Source organism: Coprococcus comes ATCC 27758 (genome assembly GCF_025149785.1).
GTDB classification, from domain to species: domain Bacteria; phylum Bacillota; class Clostridia; order Lachnospirales; family Lachnospiraceae; genus Allocoprococcus; species Allocoprococcus comes.
On the sequence record NZ_CP102277.1, the window covers coordinates 1,735,586 to 1,756,895 of the forward strand.

Here is a 21,310-nt window from a genome sequence, read left to right on the forward strand (position 1 = left end):
CCGCAAAGGCTCTATGACCTTTACGGTTATGGGAAATATTAATTCTGTTGTATGGAGATTGTACTTCTACATTCAAGGCAGGAAGTGCCGTTGCATAGGCAGAAATTTTTTTAACTGGTTTCCTGCCGTTCTCTGATATGCTATGTATTGATAAATTTTGCTTCGTATGAGCAGATAGATAACTGCCCGAAAAAAGGACATAAAAAAATCCCTCCAAATTTAAAAACAAATTCAGAGGGTAATTTAGGGTATAACAAAATAACCCACCCGAATATCGTTTTTTTTATTTGGTGAGTTTGTTCTTTCAAATACGAAACAAAAAGAGCCGATGATTCGTGAATTGTTCCACAATTTCATCGGCTCTGCGTCTTAAGCGTCTGGCTCTTTGATGACAGTTATCTTCAAGTTGTCAACTTTAATCAATCTTTCTTGTCTGCATTTTGGACAATAAAGGGGATAATTCTCCAAAACAGTGTCCTTCCTAATTTTATTACGGGTTTTGTTCCCACAAACAGGACACAATATCCATTCGCATTTCATCATAATTAGTCTCTAATCCTTTCAAATCTCATTTTATATGACTTTTGCAAGCTGTTAAGCTAACTTGTGGAACATATGCCGAACCTTATCTATACGGCTATTCGGGCGGCGGGGTTGGCAAATAAATTTACCAATAGCTGGCTGGTATCCTTTTAACTCTGTCAAGCAGACTCCCTGCCCATTTGTGAAATAAGTTAAATCGTTCCTGTATTCTTGAATACATCTAGCAGGGATTTCTCCTTTCAGAATGACCTCGTCATTCTTTATCTGAGTACTTACAATATCTGCACAATACCTTGGAGCATCATGATACGCCCGTGAGAGATATTCCTGCGGTGCATAAATTTCAAAGTGGAGATATGGCTCTAATAGTTCTGTCCCTGCTTTTTTTAAAGCCTGCTCCAATACGATAGGGGAAAGCAGCCGAAAGTCTGCGGGGGTACTTACAGGACTATAATACAATCCATATTCAAAACAGATTTTACAGTCTGTCACTTTCCATCCATACAGCCCCTGCTCGCAGCCATAAAGAACCCCCTCCATAACCGCATTTTGGAACGATTGATTTAAATATCCAAGTGAAACTCTGCTTTCATACTGCACTCCGCTTCCAATAGGGAGCGGCTCTATGGACAACCCGACAGAAGCCCAGAAAGGATTTGGCGGGACTTCTATGTGGATGGTATATTCTGCTTTTCTAAGCGGTCTTTCCATATATATAACAGTAGGCTCTTTTATTTCTGCCTCCACATGATATTTTTCCTCAAGGATGGCACAAATGACTTCCATCTGCACTTTCCCCAAAAAAGAAAGTATAATCTCATGCGTTGTAGTATCCACATAATATTTTAAAAGAGGGTCGCCATCTGAAATTTCTGTAAGTGCCCCAAGCAATATTTCCCGCTGTTCAGATTTCTTTACTGCAATCGTTGTTTGGAGCATAGGGAGAGGATTTTCAATAAATTTTCTCTGCGGCAACAGTATTCCGTTCCCCAAAATACTGTTTAGCTGCAAAACATCATTTGGTAAAATTACAATATCACCAGAGCAGGCTGTATCGGATGAATATAATTCACCGTTTGTCGGAACACACATCTCTGTGATTTTTATTTTCTCTTTTTCAGATATTCTAATAACATCCCTCAAATGCAATGTTCCGCTATATATACGCACATAAACAAAACGCCGCCTTTTCTCTGAATATTCAATCTTAAAAACCTGCCCGCATAGTTCAGATTGACCTTCAGGCGTTGATGAATAAAATTTACTGGCAATCACTTCTATAAGCTGCCGAATCCCCAGATTGTTTTTAGCGCTTCCGTGATAAACGGGAAATAACGTTCCGTTTTGGAATCTCCTGTTTTCTTCCTGTTCCAGTTCTGACATTTTAAACGGTTTCCCTGACATATATTTCTCTAATAGTTCATCGTTTCCCATAATTACCGCATCCCACTGTTCCATATCGTCATTGTCCGTTACATTTATATGGGGATGCTGCCCAACCTTTTGCTTCACTATAATTTCCGAAGAAAGCTTTGCTTTCATTTCTCGATATACCATTGGCAAATCAATCCCCTCTTGGTCAATTTTATTGATGAAAAAAATTGTCGGAATCTTCATTGTCTGTAGTGCATGAAACAGTATACGGGTCTGTGCCTGTATGCCATCCTTTGCAGAAACTAATAATACTGCTCCGTCTAATACGGATAAAGAACGGTATACTTCCGCCAAAAAATCCATATGGCCTGGCGTATCTATAATGTTGACTTTTACATCCTCCCACTGAAAAGATGTCACTGCTGTCTGGATAGTGATTCCCCTTTGACGCTCCAAATTCATTGTATCTGTCCTTGTTGTGCCTTCATCTACGCTCCCTAGTTCTGCAATTGCACCACTGGTATACAATAAACTTTCCGTTAATGTTGTCTTTCCTGCGTCAACGTGAGCCAGAATGCCTAAGTTAATTATTTTCATGTGATTTTCCTCCTATCAACACCCAAAAAAGGGCATAAAAATACCCAGTGATAAATACTCCTATCACTGGGTAAATAACTCCAATAGCCCCAAAACACTTATATGTTTTCGGGCATATAAAATTACATGATAAAAGTATTCTTAAACTGGGTACAAAAAACTAAGCCCCATATTAAAAGTGAAACGAGACTGCTACTTTTTGTTCCCACTATCAAATTGACAGTTTATTTAAGAATACCTTGCCGCATATTTATTAACTCCTTGTATAATACTGAATCTAATTATATTCCTTAACCCTTTATTTGTCAAGCTGACAAACTAAAGCAGAAAAAGCGGCAGGATTTCCCCCTGCCACTAATCATCTGTTTATGCAAAAATAATTTCCTTTTCCACAATCTCCCTCGCACAAGCCCTTATGTTATTGAGGCATCCTGTCCATTCTAAGGCGTTTTCTGCCTTTAGCTGTTCCGTTATGCCCTGTGCCTGTTTCATACCCTCTATGAGCCTTTCAAAGCGTTCCTGTGCCTGTCTGTTGATGTCGGCAAGGTAGGCGTTTAGCCTGCCGCTTGTAAGAAGATTGGTGTATGTAACTTTACGGTACTGTTTTAGATAATCTAAATGCCGTTGCCCCCAGATGCCTATTGCCTGTTCTTCTTCGGCGGGTACAGTTAAGCACGGTATCAAATAATCCCCTTGCCTTTCGTATTTGCCGCCCAGTTCCTCAAATAATGATTTTGCCATTGTCTGTTACCTCCACATTCTTTTTTATTTTGAATGTCCGCAAAATCCGTCCTACATCAGATGGTTTCCAACCAATATCCAAATGATGCAGGGCAATCAAACGGTCCTATAGTGATAGGTAATCCTTTGATGTTATCGCCAGACTTTCCCCCACTTCACACCGGACATGAGAGTTTCCCCTCATCCGGCGTTCCATCATCAGTAACTTCTACTTTTTAACATCGTAACTTACAGTTCCTTATCAAGTGCTTTTATATATCAGTCGCCTTACTTCCATAACATTCCCGATAACCACATAATATACCACATAATTCCTCACATAAATCCGATAATATGGATACTCTCTCCTTTTTGCAGAACGATAAGGTTCAAACGCAAGAGGATTTTCCAGCCTTTTCAATATGGCACTTTCAATATCATCAACCAACCGATGTGCTGCATCTTCATTTTTCAAGACATTTGTAATGTAATTTACCGTACTTAGCAAATCAGTTTCAAATATTGACAAGCAGCGAAGCTGATAAGATTTATTTTCCATGTATTGCACTCCTTGCATTTTTGAACACGCTTTCGTGAGAAAGTCTTTCATCGGTTCCCGCAGCCTGTCTGTCAGCTTCATCAAGCTTCATTTCGATATTATCAGTGAGGCTTGCATACTCTTCTAAACTTAAAACAACCATAGCTCCATATCCATTTTTAGTTAAATACACAGGATTTCCACTATTAACAAGAGTCTCTATTTCAGGAAATTTATTTCTGAGATCAGAAACTGGGCGAATTTGTATCATTTCCACCTCTCCTTTCACTTTTTGCTATCTTTATTTTATCCTAATTTTATCACAATTACAATAAACAGCAACACATTTCTCACAAATTCTACCATCCGCTTATACTTCATACTCATCAGTCATAACTATTTCTCTCAATATAATATTTTGCCGCTTCCTGTAAAGACATCCCTTTCTTTCTCGCTTTATCTCTCACACTGCTTACAGAGATACTTTTCATTCTACAAAAGGAATTGATTGATTCATATACACTTCCATCCTCCCAAATAAATTGCCGATTTTCCGTAATCTTTCTAATATAATCAATTGCCTCATCGTAATCGCTGTCTTTATTCCGAAACCTATAAGAATGCACAGATTGAACATTAATATTGTATTTTTCACAGCACTCTTTCAAATTTTTATACTCATCACCTCTATAGTAAAATACATCCGTTTCCAGACTTTGCTTCCTTCTCAGACAATGTCGGAAAGCTTCTTGGATCGAACAGTTCTTTCGCCACGCTCTATTGCGTACTGCTTTTAATGACACATCAAATTTTGTACAGCATGCCGACAAAGACGAGTATAAAACCAACTCCCATTCAAAATAATCCTCCATCTTTTTATTATAGTAATATTCAACCGCCTCTACTTTACCCTTTTTCGTTCTCCACATATAACCATAAACGCTGCTGACATTTATACCAAGTTTGTGGCAGCAGTCACTCAAATCATGATAAATACTATCCCGGAATACAAATGTTCTGGAATCTATTTTTTGTCCTTCCTGCTTTTCAATACGATTGATATAAAATTTCAAAGCTTCTTCTCTGGATATTCCGTGCCGTTTTGCGTATGCCGACACATAAGATGCATTGCATCCAAATGCTCTGCAACATGATGTAAATGTAATATATTCCTGTCCGCAGAAATACATTTTTCGTTTATTATGATAATTCAGATAGCTGGCAAATGCATGCCGCAATAGAAAATGTTTTTTTCTCGCATATCTTCTGACGCAAACCGATTTAATATTGTAAGCCTCACAACAAGCTGCAAAACTATCATAAGTCACATGGTTATATGTAAAACGATTATATTTATAATACTGATAATAATGGCTGAGCGCCTCCTCTTTTGATATTTTATTTTTCTGCATATAAGTACATAGGGATTTATAGTTTATATTGTAATAATCGCAGCATTCTTTTAAATCTGTCCACCTCACTTTCTTAAAATAAAATATACCTAGTTTTTTCAAATTTCTGCAATATGCGATTGCTTCTTCAGCTGTACACTTGTGGATTCTTTTGTAAGACATAACAGATCCATATCTTACTTCATAGTATTTGCAACACTCACGAATACTCTTCCATTTCTTATTAAATGCATAGAAGATATATTTACTGTTATTGATATTCATAAATTGAAACCTTCTTTTTATTTCAATGTATAAAATACCTGATCTCAGGAAATTGTATAAATGATTTTGCAGAAACGCAAAATTTAGATTTAACAGTTGAAAAGATAAAAATGAATTGAATTAGAATAAAAAACGGAATAATTATACAAACATAGGGGAACTAACATTAAAGGTTACACAATATGCATGAGTATGTATGAGTATGCATTTGGGAAAAAGCATTTGTGACCATTTTTTGACCATGTACTCCAATGTACTCCACAACACTACAGTACACTCCATGCCGTTGTCAGAACTTTCAGACAACTTTTCCGACCATAAAAAAATCCCTCAACCACGCGCTTTATCGCGTTTTTGTAGGGTTAAAATTATCAGGCGGTCGGTGTTAGTTCACCAGTCATATCAAAATCTCCTTATTTTACAAGGGTTTCAGCACTTTCCACTTTTTTTCTACACGGTTTTTACACGGTTTTCTAAACTTTCGTACTTTCTTCCCTAATAGCCTTTTGCATATTTATCCGCGTGTTTGTTATAATTATTCTCTTTTTTATCTGTCAGCCTACGAGAAAACCATCGTATCTTTGCTTCCTCGCAGGCTCAGTTATTTCCATTTGTAACTTCTAGGTATTTTACATTTTTTCTCGTATTTTATCAAATTCTTTATTCACAAAATTCTCCTCAAACGGATACTGATTGTTTAACCGTTGCCCTCTTATATCCTTTTTTAAATAATTCGTTTACCATTTTTTGGATATATGTCGGTTGTAATTGATTTACTTTTATATGCCCTATATAAGATTTACATCTTTCATACTCTCTTATATAGTTTTGTACAGTCCTAGGTTTCACTTTTCCAACCACATATAACTCCATCCACTCATCAAACCAATCATTTAACGTTTTTTTGCTAATATCAGTCTGTAAGCCCAGATTATACCGTTCTAATATTTTTTCTCTCTTTTGTTTTACTTCTTCTAATCTTTTACTGGATGCATATATAGGTTTGTCATTTCCTTTAATATACACACGTGCTTGATAGGTTCCATTTCTCAGTTGAGTAATTCCTTTCCCCAACTCTTTCCCATTTAAGGCTTTAGCCATGATACTCATCCATCCTTTTTCTTCTTTCTAACAGACAGATGACTACCTATTTGCTTACCTGTTCCATCTTAACAAATTTTTAAATTCTTTTCAAGATAAGCTAAAAATTCAACATCTATCTGATAAGAAAATCTCATTTTATTTTTCGGTTCCCAGAATAACAAATAGTCCTTATTATCACTCCCTTCTGTTTGAATATGGCATAAAGCACAAAAATTGGAACCAGGTTTCAATTTTCGCACATAATCCTTTATTATTTTTATGTCATACCTTTTTCTGTACACAAATATATTAAGTCGAAACAAATCTAGCATTTATGCATACAAATCAAATATCTCCTGAATACAGTTTTTCATTACTTCATTGGGCAAATTTCTAACAAACTCTTGCTGCCACTCATTTCTTATTTCGTATTTATCCTGTAACACATATTTATCCATAGAATTTCCACATACTAAATTCTGCTCAACAATATCCGCAAGTTTCAGTAGCAGATCTTTATACTTCATTTCAAATACAAATTTATATTCTTCAAATCCAAACGCTTCCAGCAAATAAGTAATTCGCTCAAAATTATATAAATCCATTATTTTTTCATCACAAATTCTCTTTCGGTCTTCCAAACTACACATACCAAGGAATAACAGCCTTTGCTGTTCTGCACACTTTTCCATATCTTTCTCCATATTTGAACTACATTGTATCTAATCTTTGCTCTCTTGTTATGTTTATTATAGTCGAATATTCGGCAATATGTAAGGTAATTGAAAACCCTATAATTAAATATAGAACACGCATGAAAGAGGTGATACATTTGTTTACCTACGCCCCATTATGGCAGACATTAAAAGATAAGGGGATTTCTCAATATGAATTAATCAAAACCTACCACATAAGCACTGGAACATTAGATGCTCTTAGGAAAAACAAAAGTGTTACCATGAATACTCTACATGATATTTGTGTTATTTTAGATTGTCCTATAGAAGCGGTAGTTAAAATTGAAAAAGGTGATAAATAAACAGCTGGTTGCAAAATTTTTTTATTGCAAGTCAGCTGTTTTTTCAATTATCATATAAAGTTTTGCCAAACAGTTTTCGATTTACATTTAGTTTTCATGAATCATAATTTCTCACAGTATCCGAATAATCTGTTCATATATCAGTATTTCTCTCGGTCCAATATTCTTATTATCATGATAATGACCAAAGAACCACTTTCATCTGTGCAATGTTCTGGATGATGATACTGCAGGAAATCCCTCTGGAACGCATGGTTGCCAGAATCTTGTCATTTAGTTTCCAATCCACTCAAATAGAATTGATATAACAAATACACCAGAGAAAATATACCAATTAACAAATACGCCACATTTTCTTTTAAAGATACTAGATACGATGAAAATACAACAAAGCCAATAACCTTGATTACCGCTTTAATTTTTCGATTTTCAATCTTATCAATTTTACAACAGATAAAACGTACTCCAATAACCATAGGAGAAAATAAGATTGCAATCAAAATTAATATAATATTTTGCTTATTAAAAATAAGCTTTGATAACTGTTTTTTCTCATTATCCTTGATGTCCAAATACTGGTATAGCAATATAAGAGAGGCTTGGTCAGGAACACTTTTTCCCAATTCCCATTTCGAAATTGTCTGTCGCGTAACAAAGACAACATCAGCCAGTTGTTGTTGGGTTAAGCCCTTTTCAATTCTGGCTGATTTAATCAAATCTGATATTTCCATAGTTGTACTCCATTTATTATCTGTTTTTAATAGTGTCGCATAATGTTATTGCTAAACAAGCAACTATTACAAGAAAACTCATCTGATGTTTAATAACAACGCAAAATAGGCTAATTGCCAATAACATACCGATAAAAGCAATCATACTATACTTGTATATCCTAGGATGTTTTTGGGATAATGCATTCGATATTTTTACAATTACTGCTATCATAGGAATAATTAATACCCCCATAACACCAAATAAAATTCCAGTTGCAACAACACTCATTTTGTTTTTCTTTAATTCCTTCAACATAAAAAGAACCTCCTTTGTTTTTGATACTTTGATATTAAAAAAGAATTCTTTTTATGTCACGCAACGCTTGTGAAAACAGGCGCAACGGTAACGATTTTCATTCTGGTCATCGAAAGCAAAATTCCGATTTTTCGTTCTCTGCGACTTCCCAATAAACGGGAATTTTACGCTTTCTTAATTGGATGTCTAATTACAGTTTTCCATTTTTCTGGGGCAACCTTTCTTGCATCAGACATATAAATCTCGTGGTGCAACCTATCTTTGTTAATATCATTAACATATCCATTTTGTTCTAAATAAGTATCCATAAGCGCAACAGTTGCTGGCTCATTATCAAAAGAACCTATATGCATAATTTGAACGCATAATCCCTCATCAATCGTAAGATACTCTGCTGACGAACAATCAAGTTTCTTCTTTTTTGTTGCTGTTTCTACCGCCCAGTCAAAATCAGCTTTAGAAATGAAATCAGGCAAACGGATAACAGAAATTCAGCTGAAAGCAGACTTATTTGTATAATCTACACTCTCGACATCATCCTGCCACCAAAAACCTTCCAATGGCGGAACAACATATTCAAAAAATCCTTCAATTTTATAATCAGTCTTGTAACTCATTTTTAATGTGTATGCAACAGCATATAGAACACTGATTGCTTGTTGATATGCTCCGCCTTCTTCATTTGGATTGCCTTTTCCTCTAACTGCAATATAATTTGCCTTAGGTACATTTACAATCTCTGGTTTGTTCTTCGGCATATAGAATTCTTTATACTCTTTTTTAAAATCAAAAGCCATAATAACCTCCAAAATTCCGATTTTCTCAATTCTCCAAACTTGAATTTATTTGGAAGATTTTATTATCCATTCATCAAGAAATTTCATTTGTTCATCCGTATGAAACCAATGCTCTCCATTTTTCATAATAGAAAGTGTTGAATTAGTCCTCTGTACAAATTCAAATATCGTTCCATAAGCGGTAAGATTATCTTTTTCACCATATAAAATGTGCGTTGGGATTTCCCATATAATAGGATTTTCTCTTGCATAGCAAAGATAATCCCATGAAAGAGTCTCTCCAAAGGTTGTCTGAATTTCTTTTTTCTCTTTGAGTTCATCCTCTGTAACATTTGCCCAAATCATCATATCAGCAATAAGCCTTTCCATATCTACAACGGGCGAAATAAAATATGCTTTCTCTATTTGCTGATTTGATAAGGCATTGATAGCAAAATACGCTCCAATGCTATTGGCAATTACTTCAACCGTCTTGTAGTTTCTATAAATTGAATTAAAAAGTAATGGAAATTCTTCTTTTGCTTCCCATGGAAACTGTGCAGTATAGTCGAGACCAATCACATCACAATTACTAAAGAGCGGTTTGTAATGAATAGCTTCTTCAGCATTACCACCTTTTCCATGTATATAAATAACTGCTTTATCCACAATAGTTATCCTCCACAAATTATAAGTTATTTACTTCTCTTCATACTTTTTAACGATAACTAAACTATAAGCAGCCATAATTACAATTGTTTCCACCATCACACCAATAACCGACAACAGAACGTATGGTGTATTTTGACCTTCTAACAGCGGAATTCCTAATATAACAAAAATGATTCCATAGATTATAAACAATAGTCCGCTCGCACGATTGTAACCTTTCACATCTTTTACTTTTATTGTTTCGGTATTAGCCCAGAATCCAACGGGATTCTTAGAAAACATATCTTTTATTCCTAATCCAATTATAAACACTCCAAAAAGTGACCATATAACAAACCCAATCATATTGTTTCTCCTTACAAACCGCATTAAAACCATAATGAGACACATTCTTGTATTTCCCAAAATCGAGATTTACTAATTCTACAAATTCCGATTGAGATTTCACCTGTTTTAAGCAATTTAACAACTGTTATATTTTGTTATTAAATTCTCCGCAAACCCTTGAAAACACTGAATTTATCACAGGCGAGCTTTCCCTTATTGTTTCCCTTGTGTTATATCGTCCCACCAGTGTTTACGAACTCTGATAAGGGAAAATACAAGGGCACAAGAGGTCCGGTGGGCCTCTGCTCTGTGCCGACCGAAGCGGCAGCGGAGACCAAAAAAATTATATAAAACAGTATAACACAAAATAAAAGTGACATGGTGAACTGATTGAAATGCTTCTGATTTTTGTAGCAAATAATTGATTGAACGATAAGGAGATAAGATACGATGAGAACAATATTTGCAGAATACAATCCCGGACGAAACAGCATTGATGTTTATACCTCTGTTGGCTATATGCTCCGCATTGACTGTTGGGAAGCTGAAAAAGGACTTAAAAACCACATCAGGATCAGACTGTGCATTAAACGCACTCGCCATTGATGATCCTCTTGAATATGCAAGATTATATCTTGATGGAAATTTGCAGATGTGGGTAGATGCGGAAGACTCATTAGATATTTTTTAATTTTTAAACAAATACAACAGTTTAAATAACTATTAGCTACAATATTTCCGGAAAATTCATCATGGGATAAAGTTGGCTGGGTAATTTCAAATCTTTCCAAAAGTTTACACCCGCACTTTTCTCCATCCGACAGCATCTGTACAATTTCCAGCCGGTTCGCATCGCCCAAAGCCTTGCATATCAAAGCCACATCCATTGCATTCATATTGACACCTCACATTGATCATTGTCTATGTTCAATATAATATATACATAGATATTTGCCAATGTATGTGTTTTAAAAAAGAGAATCAAGTTTTTGATTCTCTTCATACATTCATTATAGCTTTTATCATCCATTTTATTTGCCCCAAACAGCCGCTGCATTCGACCTTACAAGCAGTTCTTCCACAGGCAGACCAATCGGACAAATATCATGACAAGATAACGACTTCCCGCATCCCTCAAAATATTTCTTCTTATATTCAGCAGAAATCTCATTCAAATGAGTGCTTTCCTGTTCTTCATTCAGAATCCGAAATGCGTTGACTGCAGCAACAGCGCCTGCGAAAGTCCCATTTGCAGAGAAGTTAGGACACACTTCAAGGCAGCAGCCACACATCAGACAGCGTGCCGACTGGTATCTCGGTTCATGTGTCCACGAACTCATATAAGCTTCACTTTCAAGCCAAAGGTTCAGTTTTTTCAAATTTTCAAACAGATTTGACCGGTCAACGATCAAATCTCTTACAAGCGGAAATTTGCTTAAAGGTTCCAAGGTGATTGTAGAACCTTTTAACATATGTAGAAATGTAGAGCATGCCAGCCTCGGACGTTCGTTAATCAGCATGGCGCAAGCCCCACATTTTCGCACCATACAGCTACATTCCCAGCTGATGGGAGTAACTATAGTTCCTGAGTTATCTTTCAAAGTACTGTTCAATTCCTTTAGAACAGTGGCAACAGAGCTGTTTTTGCTTCCGTCAAACTCAAATTCCTGCCAATAACTGTCTGCTTTCTGACTCTCCTGCCGCCTGATTCTTATTTTATATACCAAGTGAATCACCGCCTTTCTGGAACAGGTACAAAGGAAATCTGTATCTGCTTTCCATCAAATCTGGCTACCGTTGTTTTAAGGTAATCATCGTCATTGCTCTTCGGATAATCCTCCCGCCAGTGTGCACCACGGCTTTCTTTTCTTGCAAGAGCACTCTTTAGAACTGCCATGCCAAGCAATGGAAGATTTCCTGTCAGCGCTTGTACCGTTTGAATCCCATTTAACAACGTATTCTCATTTCTGACAACGCCCATAGTCTCCTGCATCACTTTGTTTAATTGCTTTATTTCTGAAATTTGGGACGCTGGTGGAAAATCTATCTGTGTCGCACAAGATAGATCTACTACATCTGCCTGTTCGCATGCTGATTTTGCCGCAACACGTCCTCCGTATAACGCTCCTAACAGAGAATTTCCACCAAGACGGTTGGCACCATGATATTGGGCACAGCATTCTCCGGCAGCGTAAAGATTCTGAATCGGCGTTCTGTGCTGCTCATCCACCAGAATGCCTCCCATAAAATAGTGAATTCCCGGTAAAACAGACACCGGTTCCTTTCGTATATCTTTATGCAGATAGGTCATACAATCGTCTGCCAGACCAGATAGCTTATTTGAAATAATCTCGTCCGATATTTCCGTCATGTCAAGAAATACCTCTGATTCATGGCTAACCTTCCATATCTCTCTGGCGGTAATATCTCGTGGCATCAGATTTCCAAGCTCCGGGTATTTTTCCTCCATGAAATACCATTGTTTTCCATCTTTCATGGCAAACAACCTGCCACCTTCCCCTCTGGCCGCCTCGCTGATGAGCATGCGTTTTCCACCACATTTCACAGTTGTCGGATGATACTGGATCATCTCGCCATTTGCCAGAGGAACACCAAGCCGGAACAATTCTGCGGTGACTTCTCCTGTATTGCTCAGCGAACCCGTTGTATTTCCAAACAATCCGTGCATACCACCGGTGGCAACAATAACCGCATCCCCCGATAATTCCACAGTCTCCTGACTGTATTCATCCCTGATTACGCAGCCACAACAAATATTGCCACACAGACGAAGTGTTAGGAAAGAATGATGGCTGAACCGTTCTACCATACCAGATGCTTCTTTCCTGCGAACAGCGTCTATCATAGCTGTCATGATCTGCTTCCCGGTATCGCTCTGCGCAAAAGCAGTCCTTTTCTTTTTCTGCCCGCCAAAATTCCGCAGATCCACATCATCATAGCCGCTCATGTTAAATTGAACTCCAAGTTCTAACAGCCAGTGCACCCGCTCCGGTGCTGCCTGTGTCATTCCCCAAACTGCATTTGGGTCTGCCAGACCGCAAGCCGCCTTTATTGTATCTGTGAAATGTTCTTCGGGACTGTCGTTTTCATCTTTTGTATTCAAAGCTGCGTTGATACCGCCCTCCGCCATAACAGACTGCGCCCGCTCTGATGGAAAGGAGGAAACCAGTTTTACATTGCATCCATTTTCCGCTGCCTGCAAAGCCGCTGAAAGTCCTGCCAGTCCAGCACCTATAATAATAATTGTCTTACTCATAGATATTGCCACCCAATATAATAGAAAATAACTGCGCCCGCTATAAACAGAAGGAGCACCGAAAGAATCAAATATATATCACCCCTTCGTTCTTTATAACTGATGATTCCCAGCGATACGAGCAATGGGCGGATATTGATAAAAATATGAACAAAGATTGCCGCCACGAACAAAAGCTGAGTTACCATCTTTACCGTTGTAAAAGGGAACAAAATATATGTCCCATTCTGCACCTTTCCAAACAAGCCAATATGGAAGAACAGCAGGATCAGTATTGCCAGCCCACTGGCTCGTCTCGCCCAGAATATGGCGTTCTGTTTCAGATACCTTTTTCCGGATTGCTTCGCTGTCTGTAAACTCTGAACTGTCAGGATGACACCAATCACCGTATGCACAACAAGAATACCAACACCAATCCATGCAAGAAGTTTCCCTGCGCTACTTCCAACTCCGTTCAGCATAAAGCTGCCCATGATTCCATGAATCATAAAAATGAGAAGCATTAAAACAGACAAAATCGTATTCCATTTTCTCATAAATTCCCGCTCACCTCATTTCTTCGCTGTCCATGATCATATAGTCCATCTGTGTTAGCGTTGTAACGTCAATAAAATCATCCGATGCCAGGAATACATCATACTTTCCACTTACCACTCTTGATAGCATCATTGTGTTACTGTACTCTTTCAGATCTACGAAAAAACCGGCCTGTTTCAACTTGTCACAGAGTTTCTTAGCATAACTGACAAGCGGATAATCCGTCTCAGATACATATAACCGAAAACTAATGTCCGTTTTCATGAGATCTGTTTCATTTGTTTCCGAATCGTCCAGTGCCAATTCTTTTAATTTATTCCGGGTGTTCTCGTTGTCGAGACCATCTGACATCATATTAATACCGAGAACATAAGAGCCTTCCAACTGTGCGGCGGCTTGAGCCGCCTTTTTTGACTTCGGTGTTGCTCCTGTGACTGCATCAATCATAGAAGGCGGTGAGTGCAAAAGTGCACCGAAACCTGCAAGAAAAACAATTGTAACTGCTAACAGAATCAATTTCCGTTTCACATTGCCACCTCGTTTCTTATTTTTTCAAAATCCTCATTGCGTTCAAGACGGCAATTATGGTAACGCCTACATCACCAAATACAGCTTCCCACATTCCCGCAATACCAAGAGCGCCAAGAATCAGGAACACACTCTTAATCCCAAGAGCAATCACTATATTCTGCATGACAATCTGTTTTGTCGCTTTTGCTACTTCAATCGCGTCCACCAGCTTAGACGGTTCATCTGTCATCAGAACTACATCTGCTGCTTCAATGGCCGCATCCGAACCAAGCCCACCCATTGCAATACCAACATCTGCACGGGCAAGGACAGGAGCGTCATTGATACCATCACCAACAAAAGCCAATTTGCTTCCCGGTCTCTTTTTACTATCTAAAAGCTCAACCTTTTCCACTTTTTGGTCAGGAAGCAGCTGTGCATAATATTCATCCAACTGCAATTCTTCTGCAACGGACTTCCCAATTTTTTCATCATCACCGGTAAGCATGACTGTTTTTTCCACGCCGATATGTTTCAGGTCAGAAATTGCTTTTTTACTGTCCGGCTTCACTTCATCTGTTATCAAAATACATCCTGCATATTGACCATCTACAGCCAAATAAACTTTTGTACCTGCGTTTTCACAGGTTGTGTACTCTATACATTCTGTATCCATAAGTTTCGTATTGCCAGCAAAAACTTTCTTTTCCCCTGCCATTACACTGATTCCATATCCTGAAATTTCCTTATAATCAGAAATCACTGACTGATCAATTTCTTTTCCATAAGCAGCAAGAATGGATTTTGCAATAGGATGGTTAGAAAAACTCTCTGCCTCTGCCGCATACTCCAGAACCTGTTCTTTTGAAAATCCATTTGCAGGCAAAATATCTGTCACATTGAAAACACCTTTTGTAAGTGTTCCGGTTTTATCGAACACAATAACGCTGACATTATTAAGTGCCTCTAAATAATTGCTTCCTTTTACAAGAACACCTCGTTTAGATGCTGCACCAATGCCGCCGAAGAAAGTCAGCGGGATTGAAATAACCAATGCACATGGACAAGATACCACAAGGAAAACAAATCCTCTGCGAATCCACTCTGTCCAGCCTCCGCCAAGAATGATCGGTGGCAGAATCGCCAGAAAAGCTGCTAAGATTACAACCACAGGTGTATAATAACGTGCAAATGTAGTAATAAAATTTTCTGTTGGTGCTTTTCGGCTTGACGCATTTTCCACAAGATCAATAATCTTTGAAGCCGTAGATTCACCAAATGCTTTTGTTGTCTTAATCATTAAGACACCCGTCTGATTCATACAACCGGAAAGTGCTTCGTCTCCTTTATGAACACTTCTCGGAACTGATTCTCCTGTTAAGGCGCTTGTATCCAGCATAGAATCTCCATCCAATACCACACCGTCTAATGGAATTTTTTCACCAGGCTTTACAATAATAATCTCACCAATGGAGACATTTTCTGGAGATATGGTAATCAATTCCCCATTTCTTCTTACTGTAGCAGAATCTGGACGTATATCCATTAAGTCTGATATAGATTTTCTTGAACGCTTAACAGCCAATGACTGAAAAAATTCACCTACCTGATAGAATAGCATAACAGCAACTGCTTCTGGATATTCACCAATGACAAAAGCCCCAATCGTAGAAACACTCATCAAAAAATGTTCATCAAATACACGCCCCTTTGAAATGTTCCTCACAGCCTGCCATACAACATCTCCACCAAGAATAACATAAGAAACAATGAGAAAAGCTAACTCGATAGGCAGTGGCACTTTCGCAAAAACAGTCAATGCCATACCAATGGCATAGATTGCTGCACCAGTCGCTAAACGAACTGTCAACTTCTTATCCTCATTGTTATAGGATTCATTGGCCTCCTGCTTTTTTTCCGGTATATAAGATTCCTGTACAATTTCAGAAACTTCCACATCTGGCTCATGGCTATGAACAATCGTTTCAATCTGACTGGCTATCGTATCTGCGGCTGTCTGAGCAACATTGATTGTAAGCGTCTGCTTCATCAGATTTACCACTGAGGATTGCACTCCATCCAACTCTTCGACTTCTTTTTCAATTTTTGCGGAACAATTCGGACAGTCCAACCCTTTTAACGAATAACTCTTTGTAACATTCATAACGGTTTCTTCCTGAACTTCCACATCTGGCTCATGACTATGAACAATCGTTTCAATCTGACTGACTATCGTATCTGCGGCTGTCTGAGTAACATTGATTGTAAGCGTCTGCTTCATCAGATTTACCACTGAGGATTGCACTCCATCCAACTCTCCGACTTCTTTTTCAATTTTTGCGGAACAATTTAGACAGTCCAACCCTTTTAATAGAAATATGCGTTTCATGATAATCTCCTTATAATTTGTTTAGTTGTTCAATTACTCAACTATAATGTTAAAAAATATTATTTCTGCCAAAGATGCTCAAATCCCTTGTCAATAATCTCTTTCACATGATCATCTGCCAGCGAGTAGTAAACTATCTGTGCTTCTTTTCGGAATTTTACCAGATTCGCTAGGCGTAATGCCTTTAACTGATGCGAAATTGCAGATTTTGTTACCCCCAGTAGCACTGCAAGATCACATACACACATCTCACTCTGTTCTAGAGCGTGTAAGATTTGTACTCTAGTTCCATCTCCAAATAGCTTAAACAAAGAAGCCAACTGGATATAATCATCTTTTAGCTGCATCTTGGATTTCACATCATTCACAATATCCTCATGAATTACATCGCAATTACAAATATAAGACGTTTTTGACATATGTTCACCTCCAAATAATAATAGTTGAACAATTACTCAACTATTATTATACTTATTTTTAAATTTATGTCAATAAGCTGATGTTAGTTCCCCATAAATTTTACAATTAAAACCAGCTCTTTATTCTTTTCTTAATCTTTTTTCCCAGTATACCGTTTTGGCTTTCTTGTCACACTTCCTGTAAATTCCGAGTTGTCTCTATCTTTATCTTTTAATTATACACAGGATTTGAATCTTTTTCTACTTATCTATAATCAAAAAATCCTCTCGAAAAATCCTCTTCCTTGTATTATAAAACCGCTTTCATAAAGTTTTTCTTCTTTTTCAGAATACCTGCGTATCACTACGAATATTCCGACTGTCAAAATCACTCCAAATACGATTCCTGCCAGAATTCCATTCGTCCCCATTCCATAACTCTCATTCAGATAATAAGATGGCAGAAAAGAAAGGATTGTTCCCACAACCGATGGCGGTATAAATCTTAGAAAATTCTTATAGCATAGGCACTTTACCATTTCCTTGTCTATCATTCCCAACATTCGCAAACTACAAACGACCCTGCTATTTTCTTCCTTCTCTGCCTGGATACGTGAATGAATTAACAGAAACTCAGCCATTATCATAAGCCCTATCACAAATGCCATCAAAAATAATAAAAATTGTCCTGATTTCTTTGCATCCTGGTATTTCTCCACTTTCGAAGACAATTCATAATACGTCTGCTCATCTTCATTCAACTGATTGCTTTCCTGCAGATATTCTTTTACTTCACATACTCCCGCATAAGAATCTTCCCAATTCTGAAACTGAAACAAGTTTGCGATACCAGCACTACCTGTTATATCTGCACTTAATTTTTCGAAATCAGAATCGTTGATGATCAGTGTTTTATCTGCAAAGGTCGGATTTTGATTAAACAGTATCTTTACATCTGTTCCAACAGACTGCAGCTTTCTATCCCCGGAAATCGTTACAGTAGATACTGGCTGTATGTTATGTTCATACCCATCTTCCAGATTGTACTGAAACAAATTCAAAAACTCGCCTTCCTGAATCTGATAATCACATCCAAAATCCCGGTTTATTTCTGTCACAGGAAGGTAATTAAAAACATCATCTCTGATATAGGGAAGCTGAATGACCTGTTCTACAGTAACACCATTTTTCTCCAATATATGAAGGACATCCTGTACTGAAACCTGATTCATTCCATAGATTTCTGAGTACACCATGTCATAGGGAGAATAACTTTTTGCATCCTGTAGAAAAGCCGGATATAAAGTCACACATACCCCCGTAAGCATAACAGATACCGCTATTATGAGAGAGGCTAAAACATACCTACATCCCCATTCTTTCTTGTGTCTGCGGACAAATGACCATTCCACCAGATGAAACCTCATGTAGTTGGGTGCAAGTCTGCATAAGAACGTACCGATCTTTCCTGTTTTTTCTGCCCGATATTGTGCTTTTAGCAGGGTTCCGATTTTATCCAGCATAAGTCTCCCGGCATTCAGGATAAAGGCAACTGCCACCACTACTGTATATAGAACTGCTGTAAGCTTATATGCTTCCGGGCAAAACTGCCATTGCACTCCGTGAACATCTATTGCATAAATGATAACGGAAAAAAATAAAAATGACAGCACAATTCCTGCCGCAAGTGCTATTGCTAATGCCAGCACGGATATGATCACATTTTCAAAAAGTAAGTTTCTAAACGCTTCCTTCCGGCTCATGCCAAGAGAAAACATCACGCCGTATTCCTGTTTTCTTGATGCCAGAAATGCCTGACACGAAACAGGAAGAAAAAAAACCAGAAACACTGCAGACAGAAAAAATGGAAGATAAATGTTATTGGATATTGATGAATTTACAATCGACGCATTCATAAACGTCCTGTTTGTGGAAATAACTGCAAAACAACAGAATAATGCCGTTGCAGATAAATTGCATAGAAAGTACAATCGATATTTGTAAAAACCAGCTTTCAGCATCTTTCGGGAAATATCAAAAAAGGTCATCTTTTCCACCTCCCAAACCGCACAGCGTTTTCCATATATCTTCTCTGAAATTATCGGCAGTGTTCTCTTTCTTTACTTCTTTTGCCAGATTCCCATCCTGTAGAAAAAGTACCCGGTCACAAAAGGATGCCGTATAAGCATCATGTGTCACAAGCAGAAAGCTGATGCCAGACCGTTGATTCATCTGTTTCATACATCGCATCACATCCCCGGTGGTCTTTCGGTCAAGGCTTCCTGTTGGCTCATCTCCAAAAATAATATCCGGTTCATTGATCAGCGCCCTGCCAATCGCAACTCTCTGTTTCTGACCTCCCGATATTTCCGTAATTCCTTTGTCAGCTAATTTTTCAATGCCGAGCACATCCGCTATTCTTGAAAAACGCTCTTGCTGGATGTCTGCTTCTTTTCGTTCAAGAATGAGTGGTAACAATATATTTTCTTTTACCGTCAAACTCTCCAAAAGCTGGAAATCCTGAAAAATCATTCCCATATGCTTTCTGCGAAAAAATGCCTTCTCTTCTTCCGTAAGCTGTGAAAATGTTTCTCCTCCTATTACGATTTCTCCATCGTCCGGTGTGTCAACCCCGGTCAGCACATGGAGCAGAGTAGTCTTTCCACTGCCGGATGGTCCCATAATAGCAACCATTTCTCCTTTCATAACTTGCAGATTCACATTCTGCAAAATCCGCATAGTTTCTCCTGCAGTTTTATAACTTTTTGAAATATGATTTGCATTTAATACATACATCGAAGTTCCTCCTGATAATAAATTTTAAATTTGATTATCAGAAGTATTTAATCATCCATCCGAACCGATAGACTGCAAAGGGTAACTCCCGGTCTGAAAGAAAACTCACCTTGTCCGAGGTCTTTAAAGCCATCATATACCCAGAGCACCATTATTTCTATTCCACCGAAACATATACACTCATAGAAATGCAAACATATACTTTCGCTTATATCGTTTTCACTATTTGACTTTTCCAAACATTCCATCTGTTGTATGACTATACTTTCCAAATCCCCTTCTGCATAATATCCACTCCAGAGTCGGAAATTTAGCGACAAAAGTAAAATCAGCATGATGGAACTTAAAACCATAATAGCAGCAATTCTCTGTTTTTTTACTGAAATCATATGAATCAAACCCTATACTTCTGCTTTATCATCTGGAATTTATTTTAATAAATATTTTTCAAATGCTTTGTGCGTGTCAAAGTGAACCTCTTTGAAAAATAAAACGAGCCAAATAATAAAAGCCGGAATAGCCATATATGGTGTTAAAAAATAAGACAACACTGCTCCTACTAACATTATGCCAGCCCATGTAAAACACTGATTTTTTATATCACGAGAAATATGAGCTTTATCATACAATGCCTTTTCTTCTTTCGGTAATGAATTAAATCCCGAAACAAATTTAGTCGCTTTTTCTTTAAATATTGCAAATAACACTCCTATAATCACAAATGGAATAACCAAAACTCCACATAGCCAAAACCCTATATTCATAGTATATTCCTCCTTCACAAATACCGATTGAGATTTCACCTGTTTTAAGAAATTTAATAACTGTTATATTTTGTTATTAAATTCTCCGCAAACCATTGAAAACACTGGATTTGTCGCAGGTGAGCTTTCCCTTATTGTTTCCCTTGTGTTATATCGTCCCACCAGTGTTTACGAACTCTGATAAGGGAAAATACAAGGGCACAAGAGGTCCGGTGGACCTCTGCTCTGTGCCGACCGAAGCGGCAGCGGAGACCAAAAAAATTAT

General features: G+C 37.7%; 24 protein-coding genes and 3 pseudogenes. 2 read left to right on the top strand and 25 right to left on the bottom strand.

Features of this window, described 5'->3' with window-relative positions:
- Nucleotides 1-369: 369 nt before the first annotated feature.
- From NQ556_RS08625 to NQ556_RS08660, 8 genes are all read right to left on the bottom strand, one after another.
- Nucleotides 370-543: a cysteine-rich KTR domain-containing protein gene (locus tag NQ556_RS08625; RefSeq protein WP_008724758.1), complete on the bottom strand. Its 174-nt coding sequence runs from the start codon at nucleotides 541-543 to the stop codon at nucleotides 370-372.
- 51 nt (nucleotides 544-594) lie between these two features.
- The gene (gene tet(O) / locus NQ556_RS08630) at nucleotides 595-2,514 is read right to left on the bottom strand and encodes a tetracycline resistance ribosomal protection protein Tet(O) (protein WP_002596250.1); all 1,920 of its coding nucleotides are present in this window, start codon (nucleotides 2,512-2,514) and stop codon (nucleotides 595-597) included.
- A gap of 366 nt (nucleotides 2,515-2,880) precedes the next feature.
- On the bottom strand, nucleotides 2,881-3,255 hold the full coding sequence (locus tag NQ556_RS08635) for a TnpV protein (RefSeq protein ID WP_001129922.1): 375 nt from the start codon (nucleotides 3,253-3,255) through the stop codon (nucleotides 2,881-2,883).
- Between the two features lie 241 nt (nucleotides 3,256-3,496).
- The gene (locus NQ556_RS08640; RefSeq protein ID WP_008375613.1) at nucleotides 3,497-3,793 is read right to left on the bottom strand and encodes a type II toxin-antitoxin system RelE/ParE family toxin; all 297 of its coding nucleotides are present in this window, start codon (nucleotides 3,791-3,793) and stop codon (nucleotides 3,497-3,499) included.
- A complete protein-coding gene (locus NQ556_RS08645) occupies nucleotides 3,783-4,043 on the bottom strand; it encodes a type II toxin-antitoxin system Phd/YefM family antitoxin (RefSeq protein ID WP_044999282.1) in 261 nt (86 codons plus the stop codon). The genes NQ556_RS08640 and NQ556_RS08645 overlap by 11 nt, the downstream gene beginning before the upstream one ends.
- 115 nt (nucleotides 4,044-4,158) lie before the next feature.
- A complete protein-coding gene (locus NQ556_RS08650; protein ID WP_204575969.1) occupies nucleotides 4,159-5,448 on the bottom strand; it encodes a hypothetical protein in 1,290 nt (429 codons plus the stop codon).
- A gap of 678 nt (nucleotides 5,449-6,126) precedes the next feature.
- Nucleotides 6,127-6,549, bottom strand: a complete 423-nt coding sequence (locus NQ556_RS08655; RefSeq protein WP_195509161.1) for a tyrosine-type recombinase/integrase — start codon at nucleotides 6,547-6,549, stop codon at nucleotides 6,127-6,129.
- A gap of 314 nt (nucleotides 6,550-6,863) precedes the next feature.
- Nucleotides 6,864-7,223: a hypothetical protein gene (locus tag NQ556_RS08660; protein WP_147339274.1), complete on the bottom strand. Its 360-nt coding sequence runs from the start codon at nucleotides 7,221-7,223 to the stop codon at nucleotides 6,864-6,866.
- Nucleotides 7,224-7,363: 140 nt separating this feature from the next.
- Here NQ556_RS08660 and NQ556_RS08665 point away from each other — a divergent pair, with 140 nt between their 5' ends.
- Nucleotides 7,364-7,570: a helix-turn-helix domain-containing protein gene (locus tag NQ556_RS08665; protein WP_082424159.1), complete on the top strand. Its 207-nt coding sequence runs from the start codon at nucleotides 7,364-7,366 to the stop codon at nucleotides 7,568-7,570.
- A 172-nt stretch (nucleotides 7,571-7,742) separates the two neighbouring features.
- Here the strand turns inward: NQ556_RS08665 and NQ556_RS16850 are convergent, their stop codons facing one another.
- The 6 genes and pseudogenes from NQ556_RS16850 to NQ556_RS08690 form a co-directional block, all read right to left on the bottom strand.
- The gene (locus tag NQ556_RS16850) at nucleotides 7,743-7,859 is read right to left on the bottom strand and encodes a TraM recognition domain-containing protein (protein ID WP_330376210.1); all 117 of its coding nucleotides are present in this window, start codon (nucleotides 7,857-7,859) and stop codon (nucleotides 7,743-7,745) included.
- Nucleotides 7,840-8,301, bottom strand: coding sequence for a helix-turn-helix transcriptional regulator (locus tag NQ556_RS08670; protein WP_007887521.1), 462 nt, complete (start codon nucleotides 8,299-8,301; stop codon nucleotides 7,840-7,842). The genes NQ556_RS16850 and NQ556_RS08670 overlap by 20 nt, the downstream gene beginning before the upstream one ends.
- A gap of 16 nt (nucleotides 8,302-8,317) precedes the next feature.
- On the bottom strand, nucleotides 8,318-8,599 hold the full coding sequence (locus NQ556_RS08675; protein WP_007887522.1) for a hypothetical protein: 282 nt from the start codon (nucleotides 8,597-8,599) through the stop codon (nucleotides 8,318-8,320).
- A 164-nt stretch (nucleotides 8,600-8,763) separates the two neighbouring features.
- Nucleotides 8,764-9,396, bottom strand: a pseudogene (locus NQ556_RS16705) (GyrI-like domain-containing protein).
- A 45-nt stretch (nucleotides 9,397-9,441) separates the two neighbouring features.
- Nucleotides 9,442-10,044: an alpha/beta hydrolase gene (locus NQ556_RS08685; RefSeq protein WP_005337276.1), complete on the bottom strand. Its 603-nt coding sequence runs from the start codon at nucleotides 10,042-10,044 to the stop codon at nucleotides 9,442-9,444.
- A 30-nt stretch (nucleotides 10,045-10,074) separates the two neighbouring features.
- A complete protein-coding gene (locus NQ556_RS08690) occupies nucleotides 10,075-10,392 on the bottom strand; it encodes a hypothetical protein (RefSeq protein ID WP_055215068.1) in 318 nt (105 codons plus the stop codon).
- Between the two features lie 432 nt (nucleotides 10,393-10,824).
- Between NQ556_RS08690 and NQ556_RS08695 the strand changes: the two are divergent.
- Nucleotides 10,825-11,065 (top strand): annotated as a pseudogene (locus NQ556_RS08695) (DUF6061 family protein).
- Nucleotides 11,066-11,138: 73 nt separating this feature from the next.
- Here NQ556_RS08695 and NQ556_RS08700 read toward each other — a convergent pair.
- The 11 genes and pseudogenes from NQ556_RS08700 to NQ556_RS08750 form a co-directional block, all read right to left on the bottom strand.
- Nucleotides 11,139-11,270 (bottom strand): annotated as a pseudogene (locus tag NQ556_RS08700) (ArsR family transcriptional regulator); the annotation flags it as partial.
- 135 nt (nucleotides 11,271-11,405) lie between these two features.
- Entirely contained in the window at nucleotides 11,406-12,110 is a 705-nt protein-coding gene (locus NQ556_RS08705; RefSeq protein ID WP_330614818.1) for a succinate dehydrogenase/fumarate reductase iron-sulfur subunit, read from the bottom strand.
- Nucleotides 12,107-13,651, bottom strand: a complete 1,545-nt coding sequence (locus NQ556_RS08710) for an FAD-dependent oxidoreductase (RefSeq protein WP_204575973.1) — start codon at nucleotides 13,649-13,651, stop codon at nucleotides 12,107-12,109. The genes NQ556_RS08705 and NQ556_RS08710 overlap by 4 nt, the downstream gene beginning before the upstream one ends.
- Nucleotides 13,648-14,187, bottom strand: a complete 540-nt coding sequence (locus tag NQ556_RS08715) for a pilus assembly protein PilX (protein WP_204575974.1) — start codon at nucleotides 14,185-14,187, stop codon at nucleotides 13,648-13,650. The genes NQ556_RS08710 and NQ556_RS08715 overlap by 4 nt, the downstream gene beginning before the upstream one ends.
- Nucleotides 14,188-14,197: 10 nt before the next feature.
- Entirely contained in the window at nucleotides 14,198-14,716 is a 519-nt protein-coding gene (locus NQ556_RS08720) for a DUF6921 family protein (protein WP_117526016.1), read from the bottom strand.
- A 16-nt stretch (nucleotides 14,717-14,732) separates the two neighbouring features.
- A complete protein-coding gene (locus NQ556_RS08725) occupies nucleotides 14,733-17,087 on the bottom strand; it encodes a heavy metal translocating P-type ATPase (RefSeq protein ID WP_204575976.1) in 2,355 nt (784 codons plus the stop codon).
- Nucleotides 17,088-17,146: 59 nt separating this feature from the next.
- Nucleotides 17,147-17,506, bottom strand: coding sequence for an ArsR/SmtB family transcription factor (locus tag NQ556_RS08730; protein WP_005608558.1), 360 nt, complete (start codon nucleotides 17,504-17,506; stop codon nucleotides 17,147-17,149).
- Nucleotides 17,507-17,760: 254 nt separating this feature from the next.
- The gene (locus NQ556_RS08735) at nucleotides 17,761-19,533 is read right to left on the bottom strand and encodes an FtsX-like permease family protein (protein ID WP_204575978.1); all 1,773 of its coding nucleotides are present in this window, start codon (nucleotides 19,531-19,533) and stop codon (nucleotides 17,761-17,763) included.
- Nucleotides 19,520-20,281, bottom strand: a complete 762-nt coding sequence (locus NQ556_RS08740) for an ABC transporter ATP-binding protein (RefSeq protein ID WP_007886465.1) — start codon at nucleotides 20,279-20,281, stop codon at nucleotides 19,520-19,522. The genes NQ556_RS08735 and NQ556_RS08740 overlap by 14 nt, the downstream gene beginning before the upstream one ends.
- A 47-nt stretch (nucleotides 20,282-20,328) precedes the next feature.
- The gene (locus tag NQ556_RS08745) at nucleotides 20,329-20,679 is read right to left on the bottom strand and encodes a hypothetical protein (RefSeq protein ID WP_330614819.1); all 351 of its coding nucleotides are present in this window, start codon (nucleotides 20,677-20,679) and stop codon (nucleotides 20,329-20,331) included.
- 30 nt (nucleotides 20,680-20,709) lie between these two features.
- Complete coding sequence (locus tag NQ556_RS08750; RefSeq protein ID WP_173825769.1) at nucleotides 20,710-21,045, bottom strand: DUF3784 domain-containing protein; 336 nt, start codon at nucleotides 21,043-21,045, stop codon at nucleotides 20,710-20,712.
- Nucleotides 21,046-21,310: the final 265 nt, after the last annotated feature.